The 21,431-nt window shown below is 60.1% G+C and carries 20 protein-coding genes; 14 read left to right on the plus strand and 6 right to left on the minus strand.

From position 1 onward, the window contains the following. Nucleotides 1-40 precede the first annotated feature (40 nt). From glcF to ACNQ62_RS14030, 4 genes are all read left to right on the plus strand, one after another. Entirely contained in the window at nt 41-1,432 is a 1,392-nt protein-coding gene (glcF, locus tag ACNQ62_RS14015) for a glycolate oxidase subunit GlcF (RefSeq protein ID WP_418095105.1), read from the plus strand. 106 nt (nt 1,433-1,538) lie between these two features. Beyond that, nucleotides 1,539-2,327, plus strand: a complete 789-nt coding sequence (locus tag ACNQ62_RS14020) for a trypsin-like serine peptidase (protein WP_005851046.1) — start codon at nt 1,539-1,541, stop codon at nt 2,325-2,327. A 157-nt stretch (nt 2,328-2,484) separates the two neighbouring features. Beyond that, a complete protein-coding gene (locus ACNQ62_RS14025; protein ID WP_005851048.1) occupies nt 2,485-2,955 on the plus strand; it encodes an Hsp20 family protein in 471 nt (156 codons plus the stop codon). A 138-nt stretch (nt 2,956-3,093) separates the two neighbouring features. Continuing rightward, nucleotides 3,094-4,314 (plus strand): PLP-dependent aminotransferase family protein, encoded by a 1,221-nt coding sequence (locus ACNQ62_RS14030; protein WP_418095106.1) that lies wholly within the window; start codon nt 3,094-3,096, stop codon nt 4,312-4,314. Between the two features lie 60 nt (nt 4,315-4,374). On the opposite strand, the gene ACNQ62_RS14035 is transcribed toward ACNQ62_RS14030, so the two are convergent. Then, nucleotides 4,375-5,850 (minus strand): NAD-dependent succinate-semialdehyde dehydrogenase, encoded by a 1,476-nt coding sequence (locus tag ACNQ62_RS14035; RefSeq protein ID WP_037964723.1) that lies wholly within the window; start codon nt 5,848-5,850, stop codon nt 4,375-4,377. A 94-nt stretch (nt 5,851-5,944) separates the two neighbouring features. Here ACNQ62_RS14035 and ACNQ62_RS14040 point away from each other — a divergent pair, with 94 nt between their 5' ends. The 5 genes from ACNQ62_RS14040 to ACNQ62_RS14060 all read left to right on the plus strand — a co-directional run bounded on the left by ACNQ62_RS14040 (nt 5,945) and on the right by ACNQ62_RS14060 (nt 10,323). Further along, a complete protein-coding gene (locus ACNQ62_RS14040) occupies nt 5,945-6,736 on the plus strand; it encodes an alpha/beta hydrolase (RefSeq protein WP_180828596.1) in 792 nt (263 codons plus the stop codon). 120 nt (nt 6,737-6,856) lie between these two features. Continuing rightward, nucleotides 6,857-8,080 carry an aminopeptidase P family protein gene (locus tag ACNQ62_RS14045; protein ID WP_418095107.1) on the plus strand — a complete coding sequence of 408 codons (1,224 nt, stop codon included), beginning with the start codon at nt 6,857-6,859 and terminating at the stop codon, nt 8,078-8,080. Between the two features lie 246 nt (nt 8,081-8,326). Next, the gene (locus ACNQ62_RS14050; RefSeq protein WP_240790830.1) at nt 8,327-9,382 is read left to right on the plus strand and encodes a histidine kinase dimerization/phosphoacceptor domain -containing protein; all 1,056 of its coding nucleotides are present in this window, start codon (nt 8,327-8,329) and stop codon (nt 9,380-9,382) included. A gap of 35 nt (nt 9,383-9,417) precedes the next feature. After that, nucleotides 9,418-9,684 (plus strand): hypothetical protein, encoded by a 267-nt coding sequence (locus tag ACNQ62_RS14055; RefSeq protein WP_005851057.1) that lies wholly within the window; start codon nt 9,418-9,420, stop codon nt 9,682-9,684. Nucleotides 9,685-9,696: 12 nt separating this feature from the next. Continuing rightward, a complete protein-coding gene (locus ACNQ62_RS14060; protein WP_005851059.1) occupies nt 9,697-10,323 on the plus strand; it encodes a DUF1523 family protein in 627 nt (208 codons plus the stop codon). Between the two features lie 54 nt (nt 10,324-10,377). Here the strand turns inward: ACNQ62_RS14060 and ACNQ62_RS14065 are convergent, their stop codons facing one another. Both ACNQ62_RS14065 and ACNQ62_RS14070 read right to left on the minus strand, forming a co-directional pair. Continuing rightward, nucleotides 10,378-10,758, minus strand: a complete 381-nt coding sequence (locus ACNQ62_RS14065; protein WP_005851062.1) for a histidine triad nucleotide-binding protein — start codon at nt 10,756-10,758, stop codon at nt 10,378-10,380. A 9-nt stretch (nt 10,759-10,767) separates the two neighbouring features. Next, nucleotides 10,768-12,345, minus strand: a complete 1,578-nt coding sequence (locus tag ACNQ62_RS14070) for a DUF5928 domain-containing protein (RefSeq protein ID WP_037964727.1) — start codon at nt 12,343-12,345, stop codon at nt 10,768-10,770. A gap of 159 nt (nt 12,346-12,504) precedes the next feature. Between ACNQ62_RS14070 and ACNQ62_RS14075 the strand changes: the two genes are divergently transcribed. From ACNQ62_RS14075 to ACNQ62_RS14090, 4 genes are all read left to right on the plus strand, one after another. Then, entirely contained in the window at nt 12,505-13,323 is an 819-nt protein-coding gene (locus ACNQ62_RS14075; protein WP_037943017.1) for a sulfotransferase family protein, read from the plus strand. 94 nt (nt 13,324-13,417) lie between these two features. Continuing rightward, on the plus strand, nt 13,418-13,906 hold the full coding sequence (smpB, locus tag ACNQ62_RS14080; RefSeq protein ID WP_009825868.1) for an SsrA-binding protein SmpB: 489 nt from the start codon (nt 13,418-13,420) through the stop codon (nt 13,904-13,906). A 142-nt stretch (nt 13,907-14,048) separates the two neighbouring features. Further along, nucleotides 14,049-14,903, plus strand: a complete 855-nt coding sequence (gene sseA, locus ACNQ62_RS14085) for a 3-mercaptopyruvate sulfurtransferase (RefSeq protein ID WP_009825869.1) — start codon at nt 14,049-14,051, stop codon at nt 14,901-14,903. Beyond that, the gene (locus tag ACNQ62_RS14090; RefSeq protein ID WP_418095108.1) at nt 14,903-16,087 is read left to right on the plus strand and encodes an aromatic amino acid transaminase; all 1,185 of its coding nucleotides are present in this window, start codon (nt 14,903-14,905) and stop codon (nt 16,085-16,087) included. The genes sseA and ACNQ62_RS14090 overlap by 1 nt, the downstream gene beginning before the upstream one ends. Nucleotides 16,088-16,249: 162 nt before the next feature. Here the strand turns inward: ACNQ62_RS14090 and ACNQ62_RS14095 are convergent, their stop codons facing one another. Continuing rightward, nucleotides 16,250-17,551 carry an ammonium transporter gene (locus ACNQ62_RS14095; protein ID WP_005851078.1) on the minus strand — a complete coding sequence of 434 codons (1,302 nt, stop codon included), beginning with the start codon at nt 17,549-17,551 and terminating at the stop codon, nt 16,250-16,252. A 25-nt stretch (nt 17,552-17,576) separates the two neighbouring features. Further along, a complete protein-coding gene (locus ACNQ62_RS14100) occupies nt 17,577-17,915 on the minus strand; it encodes a P-II family nitrogen regulator (RefSeq protein WP_005851080.1) in 339 nt (112 codons plus the stop codon). 256 nt (nt 17,916-18,171) lie between these two features. On the opposite strand from ACNQ62_RS14100, the gene ACNQ62_RS14105 reads away from it, so the two are divergent. After that, nucleotides 18,172-20,343: a transglycosylase domain-containing protein gene (locus ACNQ62_RS14105; protein WP_418095109.1), complete on the plus strand. Its 2,172-nt coding sequence runs from the start codon at nt 18,172-18,174 to the stop codon at nt 20,341-20,343. 134 nt (nt 20,344-20,477) lie between these two features. Here the strand turns inward: ACNQ62_RS14105 and ACNQ62_RS14110 are convergent, their stop codons facing one another. Next, complete coding sequence (locus tag ACNQ62_RS14110; RefSeq protein WP_005851082.1) at nt 20,478-21,332, minus strand: DUF481 domain-containing protein; 855 nt, start codon at nt 21,330-21,332, stop codon at nt 20,478-20,480. Nucleotides 21,333-21,431: the final 99 nt, after the last annotated feature.

Consider the following 21,431-nt stretch of genomic DNA (forward strand, 5'->3'; position numbering starts at 1 on the left):
TACCTCGTCAGGGTCTCGTGCCCGCAATGCCGGAGCTTTCATGCAAACCACATTCACCGCAGAACAGTTGAAAAACCCCGCGACGGCGCGCAGCAACGAGATTCTGCGCGCCTGTGTGCATTGCGGCTTTTGCACCGCCACATGCCCCACGTATCAGGTGTTGGGTGACGAATTGGATAGCCCGCGCGGGCGTATCTATCTGATCAAGGACATGCTCGAGAACGACCGCGATCCGGATGAAAAGACGGTCAAACACATCGACCGCTGCCTGTCTTGTCTAGCGTGTATGACGACCTGCCCCTCGGGCGTGCACTATATGCATCTGGTGGATCACGCCCGCGATTACATCGAAAAACGCTACAAACGGCCCTTCAGCGACCGTGCCCTGCGGTGGATTCTGGCGCGTATCCTGCCCTATCCGACGCGGTTCCGGTTGGCACTTCTGGGGGCGAAGATCGGGCGGCCCTTCGCGCGGTTGATGCCCGACGCGCGGTTGCGTGCGATGATCGAGATGGCCCCCAAGACGATCCCGCCGGTCAGCCGCAACGACGACCCGCAAAGCTTCCCCGCGCAGGGGGCACCGCGCAAACGGGTGGCGCTGATGACGGGCTGTGCGCAAAAGGCGCTGAACACCGACATCAACGACGCCACCATCCGCCTGCTGACACGGCAGGGCTGCGAGGTGGTCGTGGCAGAGGGCGCGGGCTGCTGTGGGGCGCTGACCCATCACATGGGCAAAACCAGCGAAAGCCACGCCACAGCGGCGCGCAACATCAAGGCATGGTGCGCCGAGATGGACGGGCAGGGGTTGGACGCCATCGTCATCAACACCTCGGGCTGTGGCACCACGGTGAAAGACTACGGCCATATGTTCCACAATGACCCGCTGGCGGCAGATGCGGCGCGGGTGTCGGCGATCGCCAAGGATGTGTCCGAGGTGCTGCATGATCTTGCGGGGGGTGCAGACCCAGACGCCATGCCCAACCCCGCCAAGGGGGATATCGCGGGCATCGACGCGCCAAAGGCCCCCGCGCCCGCCCATCACGGCCTGACCGTGGCCTATCATGCCGCTTGCTCGCTGCAACACGGCCAGCAGATCAAAAGCTACCCCAAGGATTTGCTGAAACGCGCAGGCTTTACCGTGGTTGAGCCTGCGGATTCACATCTGTGCTGCGGGTCGGCGGGGACGTATAACCTGATGCAGCCCGAAATCTCTAAGCAGTTGAAAGACCGCAAGGTCAGAACCCTGCAGGCCAAGAACCCCGATGTGATCGCGGCGGGCAACATCGGCTGCATGATGCAGATCGGATCGGCGGCGGGCGTGCCCGTGGTGCACACGGTAGAGTTGCTGGATTGGGCGTCGGGTGGGCCGAAGCCTCCGGCGTTGTCGCAAGAAAAAGGCACAAACTTGCAGATTCCTCGCCTCCGCTAGGGTTTTCGCCGCATTTTCGCCTTATCTCGCGGCTAGGAGAGGCTAAAGACCAGACCTCACCGAAGTAGGAGCGATATCCGTGCGCCGTTGGGTAGCCATCTCTATCATGTGCCTGACCGTCGCGACGGCCGGCCTTGCTCAGGATGCGCGGTTGCGCAGGCTGGACACGGGGGTGGATGCCGGCGCGTGGGAGGCCGTGGGTCGTCTGGATATCGGTGGTAAAGGGTTTTGCACCGGCGCGTTGATCGCGCCCCGTCTGGTGCTGACGGCGGCGCATTGTCTGTACGACAAGGAAAGCAAGCAGCGCATTGATCATGGCGAGGTAGAATTCCTTGCCGGTTGGCGCAACGGGCGGGCGGGGGCCTATCGCAATGTGCGCCGTGCGGTGGTGCATCCCGATTATGTCTACGACGGCGTCGTATCCTCGGACCGTGTGCGCAACGATCTGGCCCTGCTCGAACTCGACCGGCCGATCCGCAATACCACGATCAAACCTTTTGACACCGCCCGCCGTCCGCGCCGCGGCGACCAGTTAGGGGTGGTGAGCTATGCCAAGGACCGGTCAGAGGCACCGTCCCTGCAAGAGGTCTGCAGCGTGCTGGCCCGCCAAGAAGGCGTGCTGGTGACCACATGCTCCGTCGATTTCGGGGCCAGTGGTGCGCCGATCTTTACCTTTGAAAACGGGGTGCCGCAGATTGTGTCTGTCGTATCCGCCAAGGCCCATGTCGAGGACAAGGAAGTGTCCCTTGGTACCGCGCTTGGTGCACCGCTGGCCCGGCTTCAGGCGGATCTGGTGGCGGGCAAGGGGGTGTTCCAAGGCGGAGGTGTTGTCAGCAAGCGCATCACGTCAGAGGATCGCCGCCGCACCACCGGCGCGAAATTCGTCAAACCCTGACCTTGTCATCAGGGGTGATTTTGTCCCCTTGAAACGCGATTTACCCATCCCCACATGCATGTCACCGGAACGCCTGTTGAGGGTTCCGGCAGACAACCCAGGGTCTGTCCATGGTGGAAGGCCTGAATGATTATCGCTCAAACGAGGATGAATACCTATGCGTAGTTTTGATTTTGCACCGCTGCACCGTTCGACTGTCGGCTTTGACCAGATTGCCAATCTGATGGATCGCGTGATGGCCAACGACGCACCGCAGCCAAGCTATCCCCCTTACAACATCGAAAAACTGGACGATGATTCCTATCGTATCAGCATCGCCGTCGCCGGCTTTACCGAAGGCGACCTGAGCGTTGAAGTCCGTGAAAAATCGCTGATCGTCTCGGCGCGCAAAGCTGATGAAGATACGGACAAGACCTATCTGCATCGTGGCATCGCGACCCGCGCGTTCGAACGCCGCTTCCATCTGGCGGATCACGTGCAAGTGACTGGCGCGGCCCATGCCGACGGTATGCTGCACATCGATCTGGAACGTCAGGTGCCCGAAGCGCTGAAGCCGCGCCAGATCCAGATCGCGCGTGCGCCAAAGGCGATTGAAAAGGATGTGGTTGACGCGAACACCGTTAACTAACCGTCCCCTCTGTGACAGACGAAGCCCGGTGCATTTGCGCCGGGCTTTTTTGTGCGCGCGTGGGGCTAGGTCACAGTTGTTGACTTAAAATAGCGCAATGGGCACAGTGCCCCGATCCAGTCGGGGGAGGAACGCCGGATGTCACTGCAGGAAATATTTGCCACACGCGCCAATCGCATGAAGGCGTCGGAAATTCGCGAGCTGCTCAAGCTGTTGGACCAGCCGGATATCATCTCTTTTGCCGGTGGTATTCCTGACCCTGATCTGTTTCCAAAAGCGGCGTTTCAGGACGCTTTTGCCGAGGCGCTGAACGGGCCGATGGCGGCGCAGGGGTTGCAGTATTCCACCAGCGAGGGGCACAAACCGCTTCGTGTCTGGATTGCCGCGCAGATGCAGGCGATCGGTATTCCGGCGACGCCGGACAACATCCTGATCACCTCGGGCTCGCAGCAGGCGCTGGATTATCTGGGCAAGCTGTTCCTGTCGCCGGGGGATACCGCGCTGGTGGGCTGGCCGACCTATCTGGGCGCTTTGGGCGCCTTTAACGCCTACGAGCCGCGCTACGACAAGCTGGACCCGCTGAGCAACCGCAGTGGCGCGGATTATACCGCCGCCGCGAAAGAGGCAGGCGGCGCGGCCAAGTTCGCCTATCTTTCCGTTGATTTTGCCAATCCGACAGGGGCCACGGTCAGCCGCGCCGCGCGCGAGCGGGTGATTGATCTGGCCGAGGAAATGGACATCGCCGTGATCGAAGACGCGGCCTATCAGTCGCTGCGCTTTGACGGCGACGCGATCCCGCCGATCCTCGCGCTTGAGGCCGAACGCCGGAACGGTGATCTGGAAGCCTGTCGGACGATCTATTGCGGCAGCTTTTCGAAAACACTGTCGCCCGGGCTGCGTGTGGGCTGGGTCTGCGCCGCGATGCCGGTGATCTCGCAACTTGTGCTGATGAAACAGGCGGCGGATCTGCACAGTGCCACATTGAACCAGATTGCCGTGGCCTCGGTCGCGGAGCAGCATTTCGACAGCCACATCGACACGATCCGAAGCGCCTACCGTGCCCGTCGCGATACTATGCTGGAAGCGCTGCAGGCGCATATGCCCGATGGGGTGAGCTGGACCAAACCCGAAGGCGGCATGTTCATCTGGGTGACACTGCCCGACACGCTGGACGGGGCCGATCTGCTGAAACAATCGCTGGAAAGCGAACGGGTCGCCTTTGTACCGGGGCACGCGTTTTTCGCGGACGGGTCGGGGCGCAATACATTGCGGCTCAGCTATTCCACCTCGACCGAAGGCAAGATCGCGGAAGGGATCGAACGCTTGGGCCAGTTGATCACCCGCGCGCTGAACAGCTGATACGAAAACGGGCGGCAGGATGATCCCGCCGCCCGTTTCTAATGCCAGATGATCCGCAGGTCAGACTGACATGCAGATGTATTTCATCTCAAGGTAATCCTCGATCCCGTGGTGGCTGCCTTCGCGGCCCAGACCGGACTGCTTGACGCCGCCAAACGGCGCGACCTCGGTCGAGATGATGCCGGTGTTCACACCCACGATGCCATATTCCAGCGCCTCTGCGACCTTATACACGCGGCTTAGGTCTTTGGCGTAGAAGTAGGACGCGAGGCCAAAGATCGTGTCATTGGCCATCTCGATCACGTCGTCTTCGTTGTCGAACTTGAACAGCGGGGCGAGCGGGCCGAAGGTTTCCTCTTTCGAGACTTTCATATCCTGCGTCACACCGGTGATGATGGTCGGCGCGAGGAAGTTGCCCTCCATCTTCTCTTCTTTGCTGCCCAGCAGGATTTCGGCACCTTTCGACACCGCGTCCTCGACATGTTCTTTCACCTTCTCGGAGGCATCGCCGTTGATCAGCGGCCCCAGCTCTACGCCGTCTTCAAAGCCGTCGCCGACCTTCATCTTTTCAACGCGGGCTTTCAGCTTTTCGGCGAAAGCGTCATAGACACCGGCCTGCACGTAGATGCGGTTCGCGCAAACACAGGTCTGGCCATTGTTGCGGAACTTGCACAGGATCGCGCCTTCGACAGCGGCGTCCAGATCGGCGTCGTCAAAGACGATGAACGGCGCGTTGCCCCCCAGCTCCATCGAGCATTTCATGACCTGATCGGCAGCCTGTTTCAGCAGGATGCGGCCCACTTCGGTCGAACCGGTAAAGGTCAGTTTACGCACGGCGGGGTTTTCGCAGAACTCCTTGCCCACGGCAGAAGAAGAGGACGACGGCAGCACGTTGAACACGCCTGCGGGGATGCCCGCGCGTTCGGCCAGCACGCCCATCACGATTGCCGACAGCGGTGTTTCCGCAGCGGGGCGCGCCACGAAGGCGCAGCCGGCGGCCAGCGCGGGCGCGGCCTTGCGGGTGATCATCGCGTTGGGGAAGTTCCAGGGCGTGATCGACGCGGCCACGCCGATGGGCTGCTTGATCACGGTGATCCGCTTGTCGCGCTGGTGGCCGGGGATGGTCTCGCCGTAGACGCGCTTGGCCTCTTCGCCGAAGAATTCGATAAAGGACGCGCCATAGGCGATTTCGCCTTTGGCCTCGCCCAGAGGCTTGCCCTGTTCAGCGGTCAGGATGGCCCCCAGATCGTCTTGGTTTTCCATCATCAGGTCGAACCATTTGCGCATGACGCCGGCCCGTTCCTTGCCGGTCCAGCTGGCCCATTCCTTCTGTGCCTTTTCCGCCTGGGCGATGGCACCGGCCACCTGCGCACGGCTGAGGTTGGCGACCTTGGCAATCACATCGCCGCGGGCGGGGTTCACCACATCAAAGGTGCCATCGTCGCCATCCACCCATTCGCCACCGATATAGGCGCGGGTCTCTAGCAGGCTTGGATCCTTGAGCATTGATTTCAGGTCAGTCTTTGCGTCAGTCATTTTGATCTCTCCGCTTTTGTCTGTGGTTACCCAAAGCAACAAACGCTATGATTGTCTAGTTCCAGTTCGTATCGGGACGCTGACGGAGGACCACATGCAGCTAGACGACGCCTATGCCAACGCCGCTTATATCGATAACGCAGAGGCATATCCGCCCCGCTGGAAAGACGCCGCAGCGGCATTCCGCAAGAAGCTGGGGTTTCGTGCGCAAAAGAATATCTCTTACGGGCCGACCGACCGCGAAGTCTATGATCTGTTTGAACCCGAAGGCGTGTCGCGGGGCACGGTGATCTTTGTCCACGGTGGCTATTGGAAAGCGTTTGCTCCTGCCGATTGGTCCCATCTGGCGGCTGGCCCCCTGGCGCGCGGCTATGCGGTTGCGATGGTCGGCTATGACCTGTGCCCCGATGTGCGGATCAGCCAGATCACCGGACAGGTCGCCCGCGCCATTTCCGAGATCGCCAAACGCACCCAAGGTGCGCTGGCGCTTGTCGGCCATTCCGCAGGTGGGCAGCAGGTTGCCCGCATGACCGACCCGCTGATCCTGTCCGGCGATGTCCGCGACCGGATCGAGAATATCGTGTCCATCTCGCCCGTGGCAGATCTGATGCCGCTGTTGCAGACCTCTATGAACGACATTCTTCAGCTGGACGAAGCCGAAGCGACGGCGGAAAGCCCCGTGAACATGACGCCGCCCCATGGGGTGAACGTCACGATCTGGGTCGGGGCCGATGAACGCCCCGCCTTTCTGGAGCAGGCCGAACAATTCTCGCGCGTGTGGGGGGCCAAGCAGTTCGTCGTCGAGGGGCGGCACCACTTTGACATTATCGACCTGCTGGAAGACCCCGACAGCGATATGGTGAAAGCGCTGCTTGGCATAAAGTGAGCCTTGATCGGGCCGCGCAAATCGGCGAGACAGGGGGCGGGTTGGGACGATGGCGTCGTCCTGCATTTCACGGCCCTTGCGTCCTGCACGCCGGGACCTTTCTGAGAAGGAGGGTCTGATATGACCAATACATCCAAAACCGCCCGTCCCGATATGTACCGTTTCCATAACGGCACGAAGTCTCCGCTGCCGTTTGACACCGCTGAATACGAAGCGCGCCTGGAAGAGCTGCGCGAACGGATGGATGCGGCCGGAGCGACGGCGGCGGTCTTCACGTCGATGCACAATATCGCCTATTATTCGGGCTTTCTGTATTGCGCCTTTGGCCGCCCCTATGGGCTGGTGGTGACCGAGACAGACTGTGTGACGATTTCCGCAGGCATCGACGCCGGTCAGCCGTGGCGCCGCAGCTTCTGCGACAACATCACCTATACCGACTGGCAGCGCGATAATTATTGGCGCGCCGTCGCCTCGGTTACGGGCAAGGGCGCGGTGATCGGCTATGAAGGTGACCACCTGACGCTAATGCAGCGCGACAAGCTGGAAGATTTCCTTGAGCCGGTGGTGATGATCGACCTGTTCGAGACGACCATGCGCCAGCGGATGCACAAGTCTCCGGCAGAGATTGCGTTGATCCGTCAGGCCGCTCAGGTTGCTGACGTGGGTGGCTATGCGATCCGCGATGCGGTCAAGGTCGGCGCGCGCGAGATCGACATCGCAATGGCAGGCCGCGATGCGATGGAGCTTGAGATTGCCAAGCGGTTCCCCGACGCCGAATACCGCGACACCTGGGTGTGGTTCCAATCCGGCATCAACACCGATGGTGCGCATAATCCGGTCACTGCACGGCAGCTGGAGCGCGGCGATATCCTGTCGCTGAACACCTTCCCGATGATCTCGGCCTATTACGTGGCGCTGGAACGCACCATGTTCGCCGGAGAGGTGGACCCCGCAAGCCTGAAAATCTGGGAGGCAAATGTCGCTGCCCATGAATACGGGATGAGCCTGCTGAAGCCCGGTATCAGCTGCGCCGATGTGACCCACAAGATCAACGCCTTCCTCGAAGAGCGTGACCTGTTGCAATACCGCACCTTCGGCTATGGTCATTCGTTCGGCGTGCTGTCGCATTTCTATGGCCGCGAAGCAGGGCTGGAGCTGCGCGAAGACATCGACACGGTGCTTGAACCCGGCATGGTCATCTCGATGGAGCCGATGCTGACCCTTCCCGAAGGTCAACCCGGCGCGGGCGGCTACCGCGAACATGATATTCTGGTGATCACAGAAGACGGTAACGACAATATCACCGGCTATCCTTATGGCCCTGATTTCAACGTCATAGGCTGATTGCGCTGCCCCCTTTTACGGGGGGCAAACGCCCTTTTAGCGGTTGGGGATGACCGCGAGTACAAACAGGGAATATGGCTTGACGTACCCTGTCACGTCGATATCTTGACGCATCGCTGTCGCGGGATGGGCGTGTCAGGCTATATCCGTGCCTATCGCCTGCATCCTTAGTCTTGTTAAAAGTGCTTTCCGCACGCTGTTTCGTGAGTGTTCCCGATGAAAGCATCTTTGATAGAACAAGAAGAAATGCGCCTCGCGTTGCTGCGGGGATATAATATTCTGGATACCGCCCCCGAAGAAGGGTTCGACGACATCACGCGCCTCGCGGCAGAGATTTGCGAGGTGCCGATCGCGCTGATCTCTTTGGTGGATGAAGACCGCCAGTGGTTCAAATCCAAGGTCGGGCTTGAAATTGACGGTAGCGACATCACCGACAGTATTTGCGCCCATGCCATCGCGGGGGATGACTACCTAGAGGTGAACGACACCACCGCCGATCCGCGCACCGCTGACAATAATTTCGTCACCGGCGAGGATTCGATCCGGTTCTATGCCGGTGCCTTGCTGGAGGATGACAAGAATCTGCCGCTCGGGACGCTCTGCGTGCTGGATAAAAAACCGCATCAGTTGAATGATTTCCAGCGCCGTGCGCTCAAGGTGCTGGCGGGGCAGGCGATGCGCCAGATCGAGCTGCGCAAGGCACTGGCCGATGCCGAGGTGCTGCGCAAAGAGGTCGACCACCGCGTGAAAAACTCGCTCCAGTCCCTGGAGGCATTGATCCGCATCCAGATCCGCAGCGAAAAATCCCCCGAAGCCCGCGCCGCGCTGGACACCATTCAGGGTCGCCTGTCGACCATCAGCAGCCTGCATGAAGCGTTGTACCTGACTGAAACCGGTGCCGCGGTGGATATCGCAGCCTTCCTGAAGAAGGTCGCCCATTCCACCAGTGAACAATTGCCTGACGGGGTGCAGGTGAACATAGAGGTCGATCAGGCGCATCTGTCGTCCCGTTCTGCGTCATCCGTGGGGATGATCGTGAACGAGGCGATGACCAACGCTGCGAAATACGCCTACGAGGGCCGCAAGCGCGGGACACTCGACCTGCGCGGCGAGCGCAAGGGCGGCTTCTACCACCTCAGCTGCATTGACGACGGCCCCGGTATTCCCAAAGATCGGACCACGGGCACGGGGCTCGGCATGCGCATCCTGCTTGCCGCCGCCCAGCAATTGGGCGGAGAGCTGGAAACCCCAGAGCGTGAAAGCGGCGGCGAGATCAAGATCGTCTGGCCCGTCACCGACTGACACCCGGCCCGGGGCACAAGAGAGGCGCAGGGATTATGCTGGCTTTGTTAAGGTTGATCGTCATCGGGTTCGTCGTTCTAACGATCATCTATATCGCCCTGTCGATCTATTCGCGTCGGGTACGGCGCGGCAAGCTTTACCAGAAGTGGGCGGACGGGCCGCGTCTTGTGGATCGCGACATTTTCGTGCAACGAGGGCTCAAACGATATGACGGGTCGATCCGTCGCAAGCTGATCCTTGGGGTCTATATTGTCCCGGTGGGGCTGGTCATCCTGACCGTCTACCTCACTAACTTTAACTAAGGGGTAACGCCGATGGCGATCATCAAATGGACCTTCTGGGGTGTGATCTGGCTGATCATTGCCGCGTTCTTTCACTATACGCTGCCTCAGGTCGATATCGTACGGATCACCGACACCTATGAAAAGCGCATCGACTTTGGAGAGAACTCGATCTTCTGGTCGCATGCGGATGTGGGCAACAGCACCGCCTTGGGCAACCGCGATGTTTTCTTCATCCAGACGCGTCGGGCCAAAGGCGACGTCATGGTTTACCGCAACGAGGATACCGGCTGGGGCTGGCCGCCGTATTTCAAGTTCGACACGACCAACCTGCAGGCCGAGGCATCTGATCTGAAGTCCGCTGCCGGTACGCCGCAGTATGTGGCGGTCAAGCATTACGGCTGGCGCAACGAGTTCCTGTCGATCTTCCCCAACGCGGTGTCCGTGCGCGTGGTGGACGGGCCGGATGCCAGCAAGGGCATCCCGTTCCTGAATATCATCATCCTGATCCTGTTTGCCGCGGTGGTCTATGCGATCTGGGTCCGCTGGCGTCGGTTCAAACGCGCGCGCATCGATCCGACGTTAGAGCGGCTGGAAGATGACATCGCCGAAAAGCAGGGCCGTTTCGCGCGCTGGCGGGCGGGTCGTAAAAACAAATAAGCGCGGCGCAAGATCACGCCGCGCCTTTTGCGCACAGATTAATGTCGTGACGGGTTAGCTGGGGCGCGCCACCATGCGCCCCATGGGCCGACCGCCCAGAATATGCACATGCAGATGCGGGACTTCCTGAACCCCATGCGCGCCGGCATTGGCGATCATACGAAACCCTTCGCCCGCGTCCAATGTGACCCCTTCGGCTTTGCAGACTTCCGAGATGGCGCGCACATAGCCGACGATTTCGGCATCGCTTGCCTCTGCCGCGAAGTGGTCAAAGCTGATGTAGGGGCCCTTGGGGATCACCAGCACATGCGTCGGCGCTTGGGGTTCGATATCGCGAAAGGCAAGCGCGTGGTCGGATTCGTATACCGTGTTGTTCGGGATTTCGCCGCGCAGGATTTTGGCAAAGATGTTCTGGTCGTCGTAGCTGTAAGCCATGGAATGTCCTTAATCGGTGAAAAGATAATGTGTGTCGGCAATGGGCTGCGCCTGTTCCGGAGAGATGCGCAGGAAAGCGGCCAGCGCCTCGGCATTGTCCTGCGCCGAGGCTGTTTCGCGCATCCGGGCGTAGTTTTCAAACTGCGCGTCGCGGATGCGGTCGGATTCAAGGGTCAGGTCGTTCCGGATGGTGGGCAGCAGCCGTTCCAGCGTGTCAGCCGAGGTGCGTTCGCCCGCCAGCCCCACACGCATGGCGTGGCCGATCAGGTAGTCATCCGAGAACTGGCATTCGATCTCGAGAACCCGTGTCATCGACCGGTCTGAGGCAAAGTCGTTCAGCAGGTCGATATCGCCGGGGTCCATGCAGACGATCAGCCGGTCGGCCTCGTAATAGTCGAACAGCATCCGCATCAGGGACCGCCGGTGGCGGGTGCGCTTGCCCAGACTGTTCTGGATGCCGCCAAGATCGGGCAGGGGGGTGTCCTGTTCGCTGAAAAGATATTCGATCGCGGGCAGGTTGGTGACCTGACGCATCTGCTCTAGCACGCGTTTGGCGACATGCCACTTTTTGCACACGACAATCAGCAGCTCGCGCTCGCGCCCCAGCGTGCTCTCCGTCTCCCAGAAACGGGTAGAGAACCGCCGCCCGATCCGGCCCCGACCGGTCAGGAACTTGAACAGGTTACGCCCTTCGTTGCTGATCTGCAGTTCGACATCTTTGGCCGAATAGAGCAACCCCAACCGGCGCTTGAGGTCCGTTGCCTCGCTGCTGATCTTGCGTGCGAACAGATAGTCTTGGGCCAGCAGCAGATCGTAGTGGTCGTTATAGAAGGTCACCGGCATGCCGTAGTCGGTAAACATCAGGAACGTCAGCGTGCGCGCACGAATTTCATTGTCGGGCACGATATGGCGCACGATGGTCTGAAAAAACGTCTCGTCCGGAATCCAGGTGGTCCGGAAAAACCGCATCACGTCTTTGCGCTTGCGGGTGAAGGCCATCACCGCCTCTATGGTCTGGCGGCGCAGGCACCACCACTGGCTACCGATCTGGATTTGCAGGTCCGCAGGAATGTCGCGCGTCAGGCCAAGGCGTTTCTGCAGTTCGAACATGCCGTAGAACCGCTTTTTCTGGGTGCGCTCGTTGAACCAGTGACGGTAGATCAGCCGCTCTTCCTTCCAGCCGGTCTTGATCCAGTCGCTTTCGAAATAGTCAAAGCTTTCGATGAAATCGACGTCGTTATCATCAAGGTAGTCGTGGATGTATTCAGCGGATTTGATTGCCATGCAATCGCCCGACAGCATGTAGAAATGTGTGGCACGCGGAAAGGCATCAATCGCGCTTTCGACGGCGTTCAGCGTCGCCTGTACCAGCGACCATTCTCCCCAACCGCAGCGGATGCGTTTGCTTGCGAAGGTCACATTGGGGTTCTTGCCAAGCGCTTGGGTGATCTGTGCGAAATCGGTCGGGCTGGCCGAGGCGTCAAAGTGGATCGACATGTAGTCGCCAGACGCCGTCAATCTCTCCGCCTGCTTGATGATTGCAACGGGGTCTTTGTGACACAAAAGGATATAGGCAATTCTGGCCATCGCGAAACACGCATCCCCTCTGCTCTGGACGAGTTTGTTAGATAAAGGCGAACAGCGATTGAATAAACCGCGAATATTTGCTTTTTCTATATTTCAGGCCATTCTGTCGCCATAAATGGCAGCATAAGTGCGAAAAAAATTTAGGAGGCAGAGCCGATTATGGGTTTCCCAGGGACATGGATGACAGAAAGCGAAAGCGTGGTCTACCGCGTGGTGCCCAAATGCGCCTGTTCGACCATCGGGCAGATCATGTTCTATTCGGACCATGGCGAATTCTTTGACGGCGACATCCATGACGCGAAATCGGGCATGCACAAATGGGCGCATGACGACTCTCAGCCGTTGATCACGCGCAATGTGGAAAACCACAAATCCTACGCCTTCACCTGCGTGCGCAATCCATATACCCGCATCCTCAGCTCTTTCTTTGACAAGATCTGCGGCATCCAGCGCAATGGCCGGCGGTATCGCGGCAATCTGGTGCCGCTGCTCGTGCAGAAATACGGGATCGAGGTCGGCGGCGATGACGGCAAGCAAGAGTTTGACCAGATCGCCAGCTTCCGCCGCTTCCTGCTGTTTGCCCGCGACACCATCCGCTGGCGTCGCCCGATGGACCCCGACATCCACTGGTCCGCGCAGTCGGGACATGTCAGCACGTTCATCGTGAACGGCGGCACCTATGACAAGATCATCTGGACAGAGAAGTTCAACGACGGCATGCAAAGCGTGCTGGATGCCATCGACACGCCCCATGCGGTGAATCTGTCCGACATTCCGCGGTTTAACGAATCCGAAGGCCACGGTCCCAAGCGCGCCCACCCGGTTGAGGATTACTTCGACGATCTGTCGATGCATCTGATGCGCGAGATCTTCAAAAAGGATTTCGAGCTGTTCAAATACGATTTCGACAATCCCGCAAACAAGATGCCCACGGGCGAGATCGACCTTGCCGAGGTGCACGCCAAGCTGGGCGACTAAGCGGGCAGGGCCGGCGCGCCCCGCCTGACGGTCCATGCGGTTATGCCCGCTGCGGCATCTTGCGCGCAGGGCCGCAACGCCCTACATCCTTGGCATGTCACAGGTTAAATCATCTTCCAAATCCGACCCGAACTACAAGGTCATCGCCGAAAACCGCCGCGCGCGGTTCGATTACGCGATCGACGATGATGTCGAATGCGGCATCATTCTTGAAGGGTCCGAGGTCAAATCCCTGCGCAACGGCGGTGCCAATATCGCTGAAAGCTATGCCGCCGTGGAAGATGGCGAGCTATGGTTGGTGAACTCCTACGTCGCGCCTTACACGCAGGCCAAGACCTTCACCCACGAGGAACGCCGTCGCCGCAAGCTCTTGGTGTCCAAGAAGGAACTGTCGAACCTGTGGAATGAAACCCAACGCAAAGGCATGACGCTGGTCCCGATGGTGATGTATTTCAATCACCGTGGCATGGCCAAGATCAAGATCGGCATCGCCAAGGGTAAAAAGCTGCACGATAAACGGGAAACTGCCGCCAAGCGCGACTGGTCCCGCCAAAAGCAGCGTCTGCTGAAAGACCACGGCTGACGCCCCGTCCCGCTCTCGGGGCCTGAACGAACACAATATGCCCATTTCCGGCCTGTGCTGCATGTGCACAGTCGCGGGCTCTTGCTTGCGGGGGCCGTCGCGGGTAGGCATTGAAAAACCTGTTCTAAAAGGGGGTGGACCCATGGCTGACAACCCGAAAACGCTTGTTTCAACCGATTGGCTGGCGCAGCACCTCAAGGATCCCGACCTGCGTCTGCTGGACGCGTCATGGTATCTGCCCGATGCAGGACGCGACCCCAAAGCCGAATACAATCAGGCGCATATCCCCGGCGCCCGCTTTTTCGACATCGACGAAATCTCGGATGGACGGTCGGATATGCCGCATATGGCCCCGCCTGCTGAAAAGTTCATGTCGCGGATGCGCGCTATGGGTGTGGGCGACGGGCATCAGGTGGTGGTCTATGACGGGGCCGGCTTGCTGTCGGCCGCGCGTGTGTGGTGGCTGTTCCGTCTGATGGGGCAGGAAAATGTCGCCGTGCTGGATGGGGGCCTGCCCAAATGGGTCGCCGAAGGTCGCCCCACCGAAGACATGCCCCCGATCCCCCGCGACCGCCACATGACCGTGCGGTTCCAGAACCAACTGGTGCGTGATGTGACGCAGGTCGCTCAGGCGTCCAAGCTCAAGGCACCGCAGATCGTGGATGCCCGCGCAGCAGCCCGCTTTCGCGGCGACGCGCCCGAACCCCGCGAAGGCCTGCGCGCTGGCCACATCCCCGGGTCGCGCAACCTGCCTTACACAGAGCTGTTGAACGACGACAAAACACTGAAATCCGTAGCCGAGACCAAAGCGGCTTTTGAAGCGGCGGGCATTGACCTGTCGCACCCTGTGATCACGACCTGCGGGTCCGGCATCACCGCGGCGATACTCGCGCTGGCACTGGAACGGATGGGCCATACCGATTGGTCCCTTTACGATGGATCTTGGGCAGAATGGGGGATGTTCCCCACCGTGCCCGTTGCGACCGGAGACGCATAATGTTCGAAACCCTACAGGCGCAGCCCGCCGATAAAATCCTTGCCTTGATGCAGATGTACAAGGATGACCCCCGCGAGACGAAGATCGACCTTGGCGTGGGCGTGTACAAGGATGCCACGGGGCTGACGCCCGTCATGCGCGCAGTCAAGGCGGCTGAACACCAACTGTGGGAAGCCCAGACCAGCAAGGCCTATACCGGTCTGGCGGGCGACCCTGCCTTTGGCGATGCGATGGTGCAGATGGTGCTTGGCGATGCGGTGCTCCGCGCACAGGTCGCCGCCGCCGCGACCCCGGGCGGGACCGGCGCGATCCGTCAGGCGTTCGAGCTGATCCAGATGGCCCGCCCGCAGGCGCGGGTGTTTGTGTCGAATCCGACATGGCCGAACCATCTGTCGATCCTGAAATATCTGGGAATGGAGATGATCCCCTACCGCTATTTCGACGATGAAACCCGTGGCGTTGATTTCGATGGCATGATCGCCGACCTCAAGACCGCGCAAAAAGGCGATGTGGTCCTGCTGCACGGCTGCTGCCACAACCCGACAGGGGCCAACCTGAACGCCGCCGAATGGGACGCGGTGATCAAAGTGTTGCAAGACACCGGTGCCACTCCGATGATCGATATCGCCTACCAGGGCTTTGGCGACGGGCTTGACGCGGATGCGGCGGCCACGCGCAAGGTCGCGGCGGCGGTGCCGGAATGTCTGGTCGCGGCAAGCTGCTCCAAGAACTTCGGGATTTACCGCGAACGCACCGGTATCCTGATGGCGCTGTCGGCAGACAGCTCGGCGCAAAAGCTGAACCAGGGCACGCTGGCCTTTCTCAACCGCCAGAACTTCAGCTTCCCGCCCGATCACGGGGCCCGCATCGTCACCACCATCCTGAACGATGACGCCTTGCGCAGCGACTGGATGGCCGAGCTCGAAGACATCCGCAACACCATGCTGGGTCTGCGCAGCCAGCTCGCGGGCGAACTTCAGCGTCTCTCCGGCTCTGACCGCTTCGGTTTCCTTGCCGAGCACCGCGGCATGTTCTCGCGCCTCGGAACCTCGTCTGACATGGTCGACAAGCTGCGCGAAGACCACGGTATTTATATGGTGGGTGACAGCCGCATGAACATCGCGGGGCTGAACGCCGAAACCGTGCCGATCCTCGCCAAGGCGATCATCGAGGTCGGCATCTAACCCGCCGCTTCACCCTTTCAAAAATACTCAAACCGCCGCGCTGGCATCTGGCGCGGCGGTTTTGTTTGGGCGCATTCTCAGCCCTGCCCAGCATAACACGCGCGCAGCAAAAAGCCCGGGCGCGAACGCCCGGGCCTCTGCCTGCCTGCAGGAGTTTAGACCCTAGCTCTTGGAGAACTCAGGGTAGGCTTCCATGCCCAGTTCGGACACGTCCAGACCAGCGATCTCGGCTTCTTCGCTGACGCGGATGCCGGTGGTGGCTTTCAGGATCATCCACACGATCAGCGACACGATGAAGACAAAGGCACCGATTGAGGCAAAGCCGATGATCTGTGTCACAAAGGATGTGCCGTCGGTGTAGACGGGAACAACCAGCGTGCCCCAGAAGCCTGCGATCAGGTGAACCGGGATCGCACCGACCACGTCATCGATCTTGAGCTTGTCGAGGAAGGGCACCGCGAAGACCACGATCGCACCGCCCACAGCACCGATCCAGAGCGCACCGAAGAGCGTCGGGTCAAGCGGGCCAGCTGTGATAGAGACCAGACCGGCCAGCGCGCCGTTCAGCACCATTGTCAGGTCGGGCTTTTTGTACAGCATCTGGGTCAGGACCAGCGCGGCGATGGCACCAGCCGCAGCAGCCATGTTGGTGTTGGCAAAGATCTGCGCCACAGCATCAGCGTCGATCATCGACCCCATGGCCAATTGCGAGCCGCCGTTGAAGCCGAACCAACCCAGCCACAGGATGAACGTGCCCAAAGTGGCGAGCGGCAGGTTCGAACCCTGCATCGGGATCACACGACCGTCTTTGTATTTGCCGATACGGGGGCCAAGCACCAGCGCACCTGCCAGAGCCGCAAAGCCGCCCGCGGCGTGGACCAGAGTGGAGCCCGCGAAGTCGCTGAAACCCGCGTCAGACAACCAGCCTGCGCCCCACTGCCAGCTTGCTTCGATCGGATAGATAAAGCCGGTCAGCACGATGGTGAAGATCAGGAAGGGCCACAGTTTGATACGCTCGGCCAATGTACCCGAAACGATGGATGCGGTGGTGGCGCAGAACATCAACTGGAAGAAGAAATCCGATGCGTTGGAATAGCCGCCCGCGTCAATCGCCGTCTTGATGTCCTTGGTTGCAAAAGTGCCGAACACGCCGGGGATGATCCACGCGTCGCCGGGGTACATGATGTTGTAGCCGACCAGCCAGTAGAGAATGGCGGCCAATGCGAAAAGCGCGATGTTCTTGGTCAGCTGGGTGGTCACGTTCTTGGACCGTACCAGACCGGCTTCGAGCATGGCAAAACCCGCCGCCATCCAGAACACCAGAAAGCCGCCGATCAGGAACAGGATCGTGTTGAAAATGAAAGCAGTGTCAGCCGCGGTTGCATACTCGGCCTCCTGCGCGAAACCCAAGGACGGCAGCAGCGTCGCTGCGGCGGCAAGGGGAATAAGAAGTCGTGATGTCATGTCGTCAATTCCTCGGACGTGGGGGTCAGATGGCGTCTTCGCCGGTTTCGCCGGTGCGCACGCGCACGGCCTGTTCAACGTCGAGGACAAAGATTTTGCCGTCGCCGATCTTGCCGGTATGTGCGGTGCGGGTGATCGTCTCGACCATCTGGTCGGCCAGCGCATCTGCGACCACCAGTTCAAGCTTCACCTTGGGTACGAAGTTCACGACATATTCAGCGCCGCGGTAGATTTCGGTATGACCGGATTGGGCGCCAAAGCCCTTGATCTCGGTCACCATCAGGCCACGCACGCCCGCTTCGGTCAGTGCTTCGCGCACCTCCTCGAGCTTGAATGGCTTGATTGTTGCGATAATGAGTTTCACCTATAATCCCTCTTCCAGATGGCAGGTACTTCCTGCGTTATGCCTTGGATAAAAGAGCGGCCGGTGCCCCTTGAAGGAAGGGTACATCGCGCTTAGTCCCTCTCTGGGCGGGCGTGTTTGCCTGATTATTGGGCGCTGTGGGAAATGCGCCTAATTATTGTGCGTTAATTAGACGGCACAGCGGGGCGTCTGCGCTAAACAAACCGCGCCGTGCAGGATAGAGTGCGAAAAAAAAGAATGGTTCAGCGAGCAGCATATGAGTGATTCATCCAAACGGAAGCGGCCCTTGGTTGCCGATAAACGCACCGTGGGCAAAGGCGGCAAACCGCCCCGCAAGCCGGTCGCGAAAAAGGCTCCGGCCAAGCGCAAGCCGGCACGTCGTGCGCCTGCGCGCCCCAAGGGTCCTATTGGCTGGCTGGCCGCGCTGGTGCGGTGGGTCTTCCGTTTGATCTGGACGATCGTCTGGCGGGTGACTGCCGTGGCGGTGCTGATGGTTGCGTTGGCCGTCGGCTATTTCTACACCACGCTGCCGCCGCTCGATGCGCTGCTGGACGGGCGTGCGCGAGGATCTGTCACGCTCAAGGATCGCTATGGTGATGTCTTTGCATGGCGCGGGGATCAGTTCGGCGGCGTCGTCACCGCAGACAGCGTATCCCCCGCCCTGAAGAACGCGGTGATCGCGACAGAGGACAAACGCTTCTATCGTCACTTTGGTGTCAGCCCGCGCGGCATCGCTTCGGCGGTCAAGATCAACCTGAGCGAAGGCCGCGGACCCTTGTCCGGTCACGGGGGGTCGACGATCACGCAGCAGGTGGCCAAGCTGCTGTGTCTGGGTGAACCCTATGATGCGTCGTCGGGGCAGACGGAAAAGGAATACGAAGCCGAATGTCGCCGGTCCTCGCTGTCGCGCAAGGGCAAGGAAGCGCTGTTCTCCATGGCGATGGAAGCCAAGTATTCGAAGGATGATATCCTGTCGATCTACCTCAACCGCGCCTATATGGGCGGCGGTGCCTTTGGGGCCGAAGCCGCGGCGCAACGTTTCTTTGGCAAACCGGCCGCCGCGTTGAAGCCTGCCGAGGGCGCGATGCTGGCGGGTCTGTTGACCGCACCGACCACCCTGTCACCGACCAATAACCTTGATCGGTCGCAAAGCCGTGCGGCAACCGTGATCCGCCTGATGGAGGATCAGGGTTATCTGTCAAAGGCCGAAGCGGATAACGCCATTGCCAACCCCGCCGAGCTGTCAGAAGCCGCAGAGGCCGAGGCGGGCGGCTATTTCGCGGATTGGGTGATGTCGTCGGGGCCGGAGTTCTTTACCCGCAACACGACCGAGGATGTGGTGATCAAGACCACCCTTGACCAAAAGATCCAGCGCGCCGCCGAGGAAGGTCTGAGCTGGGTGTTCGAAAACAAGGTCCGCGAAGGTTCCAAAGCGCAGGCGGCTGTGGTGATCATGTCTGCTGACGGGGCCGTGCGTGGCATGGTCGGTGGGCGCAAGACCAAGGTCGCGGGGGCCTTTAACCGCGCGACACAAGCGATGCGCCAGACCGGCTCTGCCTTCAAACCGTTTATCTATGCAGCGGCGCTGGATCTGGGGTATTCGCCCAACGACCTGATCGAAGACGCGCCCTATTGTCTGAATGTGCCGGGGTCGGGCCAATGGTGCCCGAAGAACTATACCAACAGCTTCAAGGGCAACGTGACGCTCACCACCGCGCTCAAGGATTCGCTGAACATTCCGGCGGTCAAAGTCTCGGAGAGTGTTGGGCGCGATGTGGTCAGCCAGGTGGCAGAGCAGTTCGGCATCAAAAGCGATCTGGCCGTCGGTCCGGCGCTGGCGCTTGGGGCGTCCGAAAGCACGTTGCTTGAAATGACAGGTGCCTATGCGGGCATCCTGAACGGCGGGTCATCCGTTAAACCCTATGGGCTGATTGATCTGACGTTGCAGGGCGACACTGATCCGGTGATGGGCACCGGCGGCGGTATCGGCGAGCGGGTCATTCAGGAAGATGCCGCGCTGCAACTGGTCTATATGATGGAAAAGGTCGTGTCCGAAGGCACGGGGCAGCGGGCGCAATTTGGTGGTCGTGAACTGGCCGGTAAAACGGGCACGACACAGGCCAACCGCGACGCGTGGTTCATCGGTTTCTCTGCAGACTATGTGGCCGGTGTCTGGATGGGCTATGACGACAACACGCCGTTGACCGGTGTATCGGGGGGCGGGTTGCCCACCGAGATCTGGCAGCAGGTCATGATGCGCGTTCACGAAGGGCTGCCGAACACGCCGCTGCCGATGATCGTGCCGGAACCGCCAGTGGTGCAAGCCCCGCCGCAGCCTCAGCAACCGGCGCAGCCGCAGCGGGTGCCGCGTCAGGACAACCCACTGGGCGTCATCGACAGGGTGCTGCGCGATATCTTTGGCGGGTAAAGACCCTGCCTCTGCCGCAGCACATTGCTTTGGAAACGAAAGAAGGGAGGCCGGATTATTCCGGCCTCCCTTCCTTTTGTCGCATCCCCGAAGGCGGTACGAGGGGACCCGCCCCCGGGGTTTGACGGTCTGGCTTAGAAGCCCAGAACCAGCGACACACCCAGGGTGTTGTCAGTGGATTTCAGGCCCGCAACCGGATCGGTGTTGTAGTCGGTACGGTAGCTTACGCGTGTCGACAGGTTGTCGGACATCTTGTAGTTGATGCCAGCGTCGTTCGACACGATGGTGTTCACGTCAGAGCCGACAATGTCGGTGTCCATGGTGAAGGATACGATGTCGTTGAACGCGTAGAAGTAGCGCGACGAGGCGATGAAGCCGACTTCGGTTTCGGAGGTGCCGGTTGCGTCTTTAAAGTAGCGTACACCGGGGCCCGCTTGAACGCGCCATGTGTTGTCTTCTTTATTGATCGCGCGGTAACCCGGACCAAAGCCCAAGAATGCGTCTGTTTCGGAACCGTCAACGGCTGCACCGGATGTGTCGGTCAGGTAACCGTCATATTGGTAACGGGCCAGGCCGAACGCATAGAACTCGGGTGTGAAGTAGCGGCTGCCTTCATAGGTACCAAAGAACTTCTCTTCGCTCTTGGTGCCGTTTGCTTCGCCGTATTCTACCGCAAAACCAACCAGGTGGTTCCAGTCGCCGACACCGTATGTCAGGCGGCCAGCGCCCGATACTTCGCCGTTGTCTGTGTTGCCGCTGGTGCCCGATGCGGACAGGGCGAAAGACCCGCGCCAGCCTTGGGCAACGCCATTGGCGCCATAACGTTCTGCGTCGGTGCCGCGGGCCAGGTCGGTGTTCACATCATCGGTGATGTCGTCGATCTGGTCGTTCAGCGTTTCAATGCCAAGCGCACGTTGCTGCGCGAAAACGGGAGCAGCAGCCAAGAGTGCGATTACGGAAACCGCGGACGCTTTAAGTACTGTATTCATTGGGGAATCCTTTCCCTTAGAAGTGACCCGCCCCGTTGATTGAGGCGAGAGCATCTCTGCTGAGAATGGATTTAAGATAGGAGGTCAGATAAGTGAAAT

Source organism: Sulfitobacter sp. SBS6 (assembly GCF_048285585.1).
GTDB lineage: Bacteria > Pseudomonadota > Alphaproteobacteria > Rhodobacterales > Rhodobacteraceae > Sulfitobacter > Sulfitobacter pontiacus.

Excerpts from the sequence above, each read along its gene's own strand:
- ACNQ62_RS14025 (WP_005851048.1), top strand. The coding sequence starts at position 2,485 with ATGCGTAGTTTTGATTTTGCACCGCTGCACCGTTCGACTGTCGGCTTT.
- smpB (WP_009825868.1), top strand. The coding sequence starts at position 13,418 with ATGTCACAGGTTAAATCATCTTCCAAATCCGACCCGAACTACAAGGTC.
- ACNQ62_RS14070 (WP_037964727.1), bottom strand. The coding sequence starts at position 12,345 with ATGGCCAGAATTGCCTATATCCTTTTGTGTCACAAAGACCCCGTTGCA.
- ACNQ62_RS14020 (WP_005851046.1), top strand. The coding sequence starts at position 1,539 with ATGTGCCTGACCGTCGCGACGGCCGGCCTTGCTCAGGATGCGCGGTTG.
- ACNQ62_RS14110 (WP_005851082.1), bottom strand. The coding sequence starts at position 21,332 with ATGAATACAGTACTTAAAGCGTCCGCGGTTTCCGTAATCGCACTCTTG.
- ACNQ62_RS14065 (WP_005851062.1), bottom strand. The coding sequence starts at position 10,758 with ATGGCTTACAGCTACGACGACCAGAACATCTTTGCCAAAATCCTGCGC.
- ACNQ62_RS14035 (WP_037964723.1), bottom strand. The coding sequence starts at position 5,850 with ATGACTGACGCAAAGACTGACCTGAAATCAATGCTCAAGGATCCAAGC.
- ACNQ62_RS14095 (WP_005851078.1), bottom strand. The coding sequence starts at position 17,551 with ATGACATCACGACTTCTTATTCCCCTTGCCGCCGCAGCGACGCTGCTG.
- glcF (WP_418095105.1), top strand. The coding sequence starts at position 41 with ATGCAAACCACATTCACCGCAGAACAGTTGAAAAACCCCGCGACGGCG.
- ACNQ62_RS14075 (WP_037943017.1), top strand. The coding sequence starts at position 12,505 with ATGGGTTTCCCAGGGACATGGATGACAGAAAGCGAAAGCGTGGTCTAC.
- ACNQ62_RS14055 (WP_005851057.1), top strand. The coding sequence starts at position 9,418 with ATGCTGGCTTTGTTAAGGTTGATCGTCATCGGGTTCGTCGTTCTAACG.
- ACNQ62_RS14040 (WP_180828596.1), top strand. The coding sequence starts at position 5,945 with ATGCAGCTAGACGACGCCTATGCCAACGCCGCTTATATCGATAACGCA.
- ACNQ62_RS14045 (WP_418095107.1), top strand. The coding sequence starts at position 6,857 with ATGACCAATACATCCAAAACCGCCCGTCCCGATATGTACCGTTTCCAT.
- ACNQ62_RS14060 (WP_005851059.1), top strand. The coding sequence starts at position 9,697 with ATGGCGATCATCAAATGGACCTTCTGGGGTGTGATCTGGCTGATCATT.
- ACNQ62_RS14090 (WP_418095108.1), top strand. The coding sequence starts at position 14,903 with ATGTTCGAAACCCTACAGGCGCAGCCCGCCGATAAAATCCTTGCCTTG.
- ACNQ62_RS14030 (WP_418095106.1), top strand. The coding sequence starts at position 3,094 with ATGTCACTGCAGGAAATATTTGCCACACGCGCCAATCGCATGAAGGCG.
- ACNQ62_RS14050 (WP_240790830.1), top strand. The coding sequence starts at position 8,327 with ATGCGCCTCGCGTTGCTGCGGGGATATAATATTCTGGATACCGCCCCC.
- ACNQ62_RS14105 (WP_418095109.1), top strand. The coding sequence starts at position 18,172 with ATGAGTGATTCATCCAAACGGAAGCGGCCCTTGGTTGCCGATAAACGC.
- sseA (WP_009825869.1), top strand. The coding sequence starts at position 14,049 with ATGGCTGACAACCCGAAAACGCTTGTTTCAACCGATTGGCTGGCGCAG.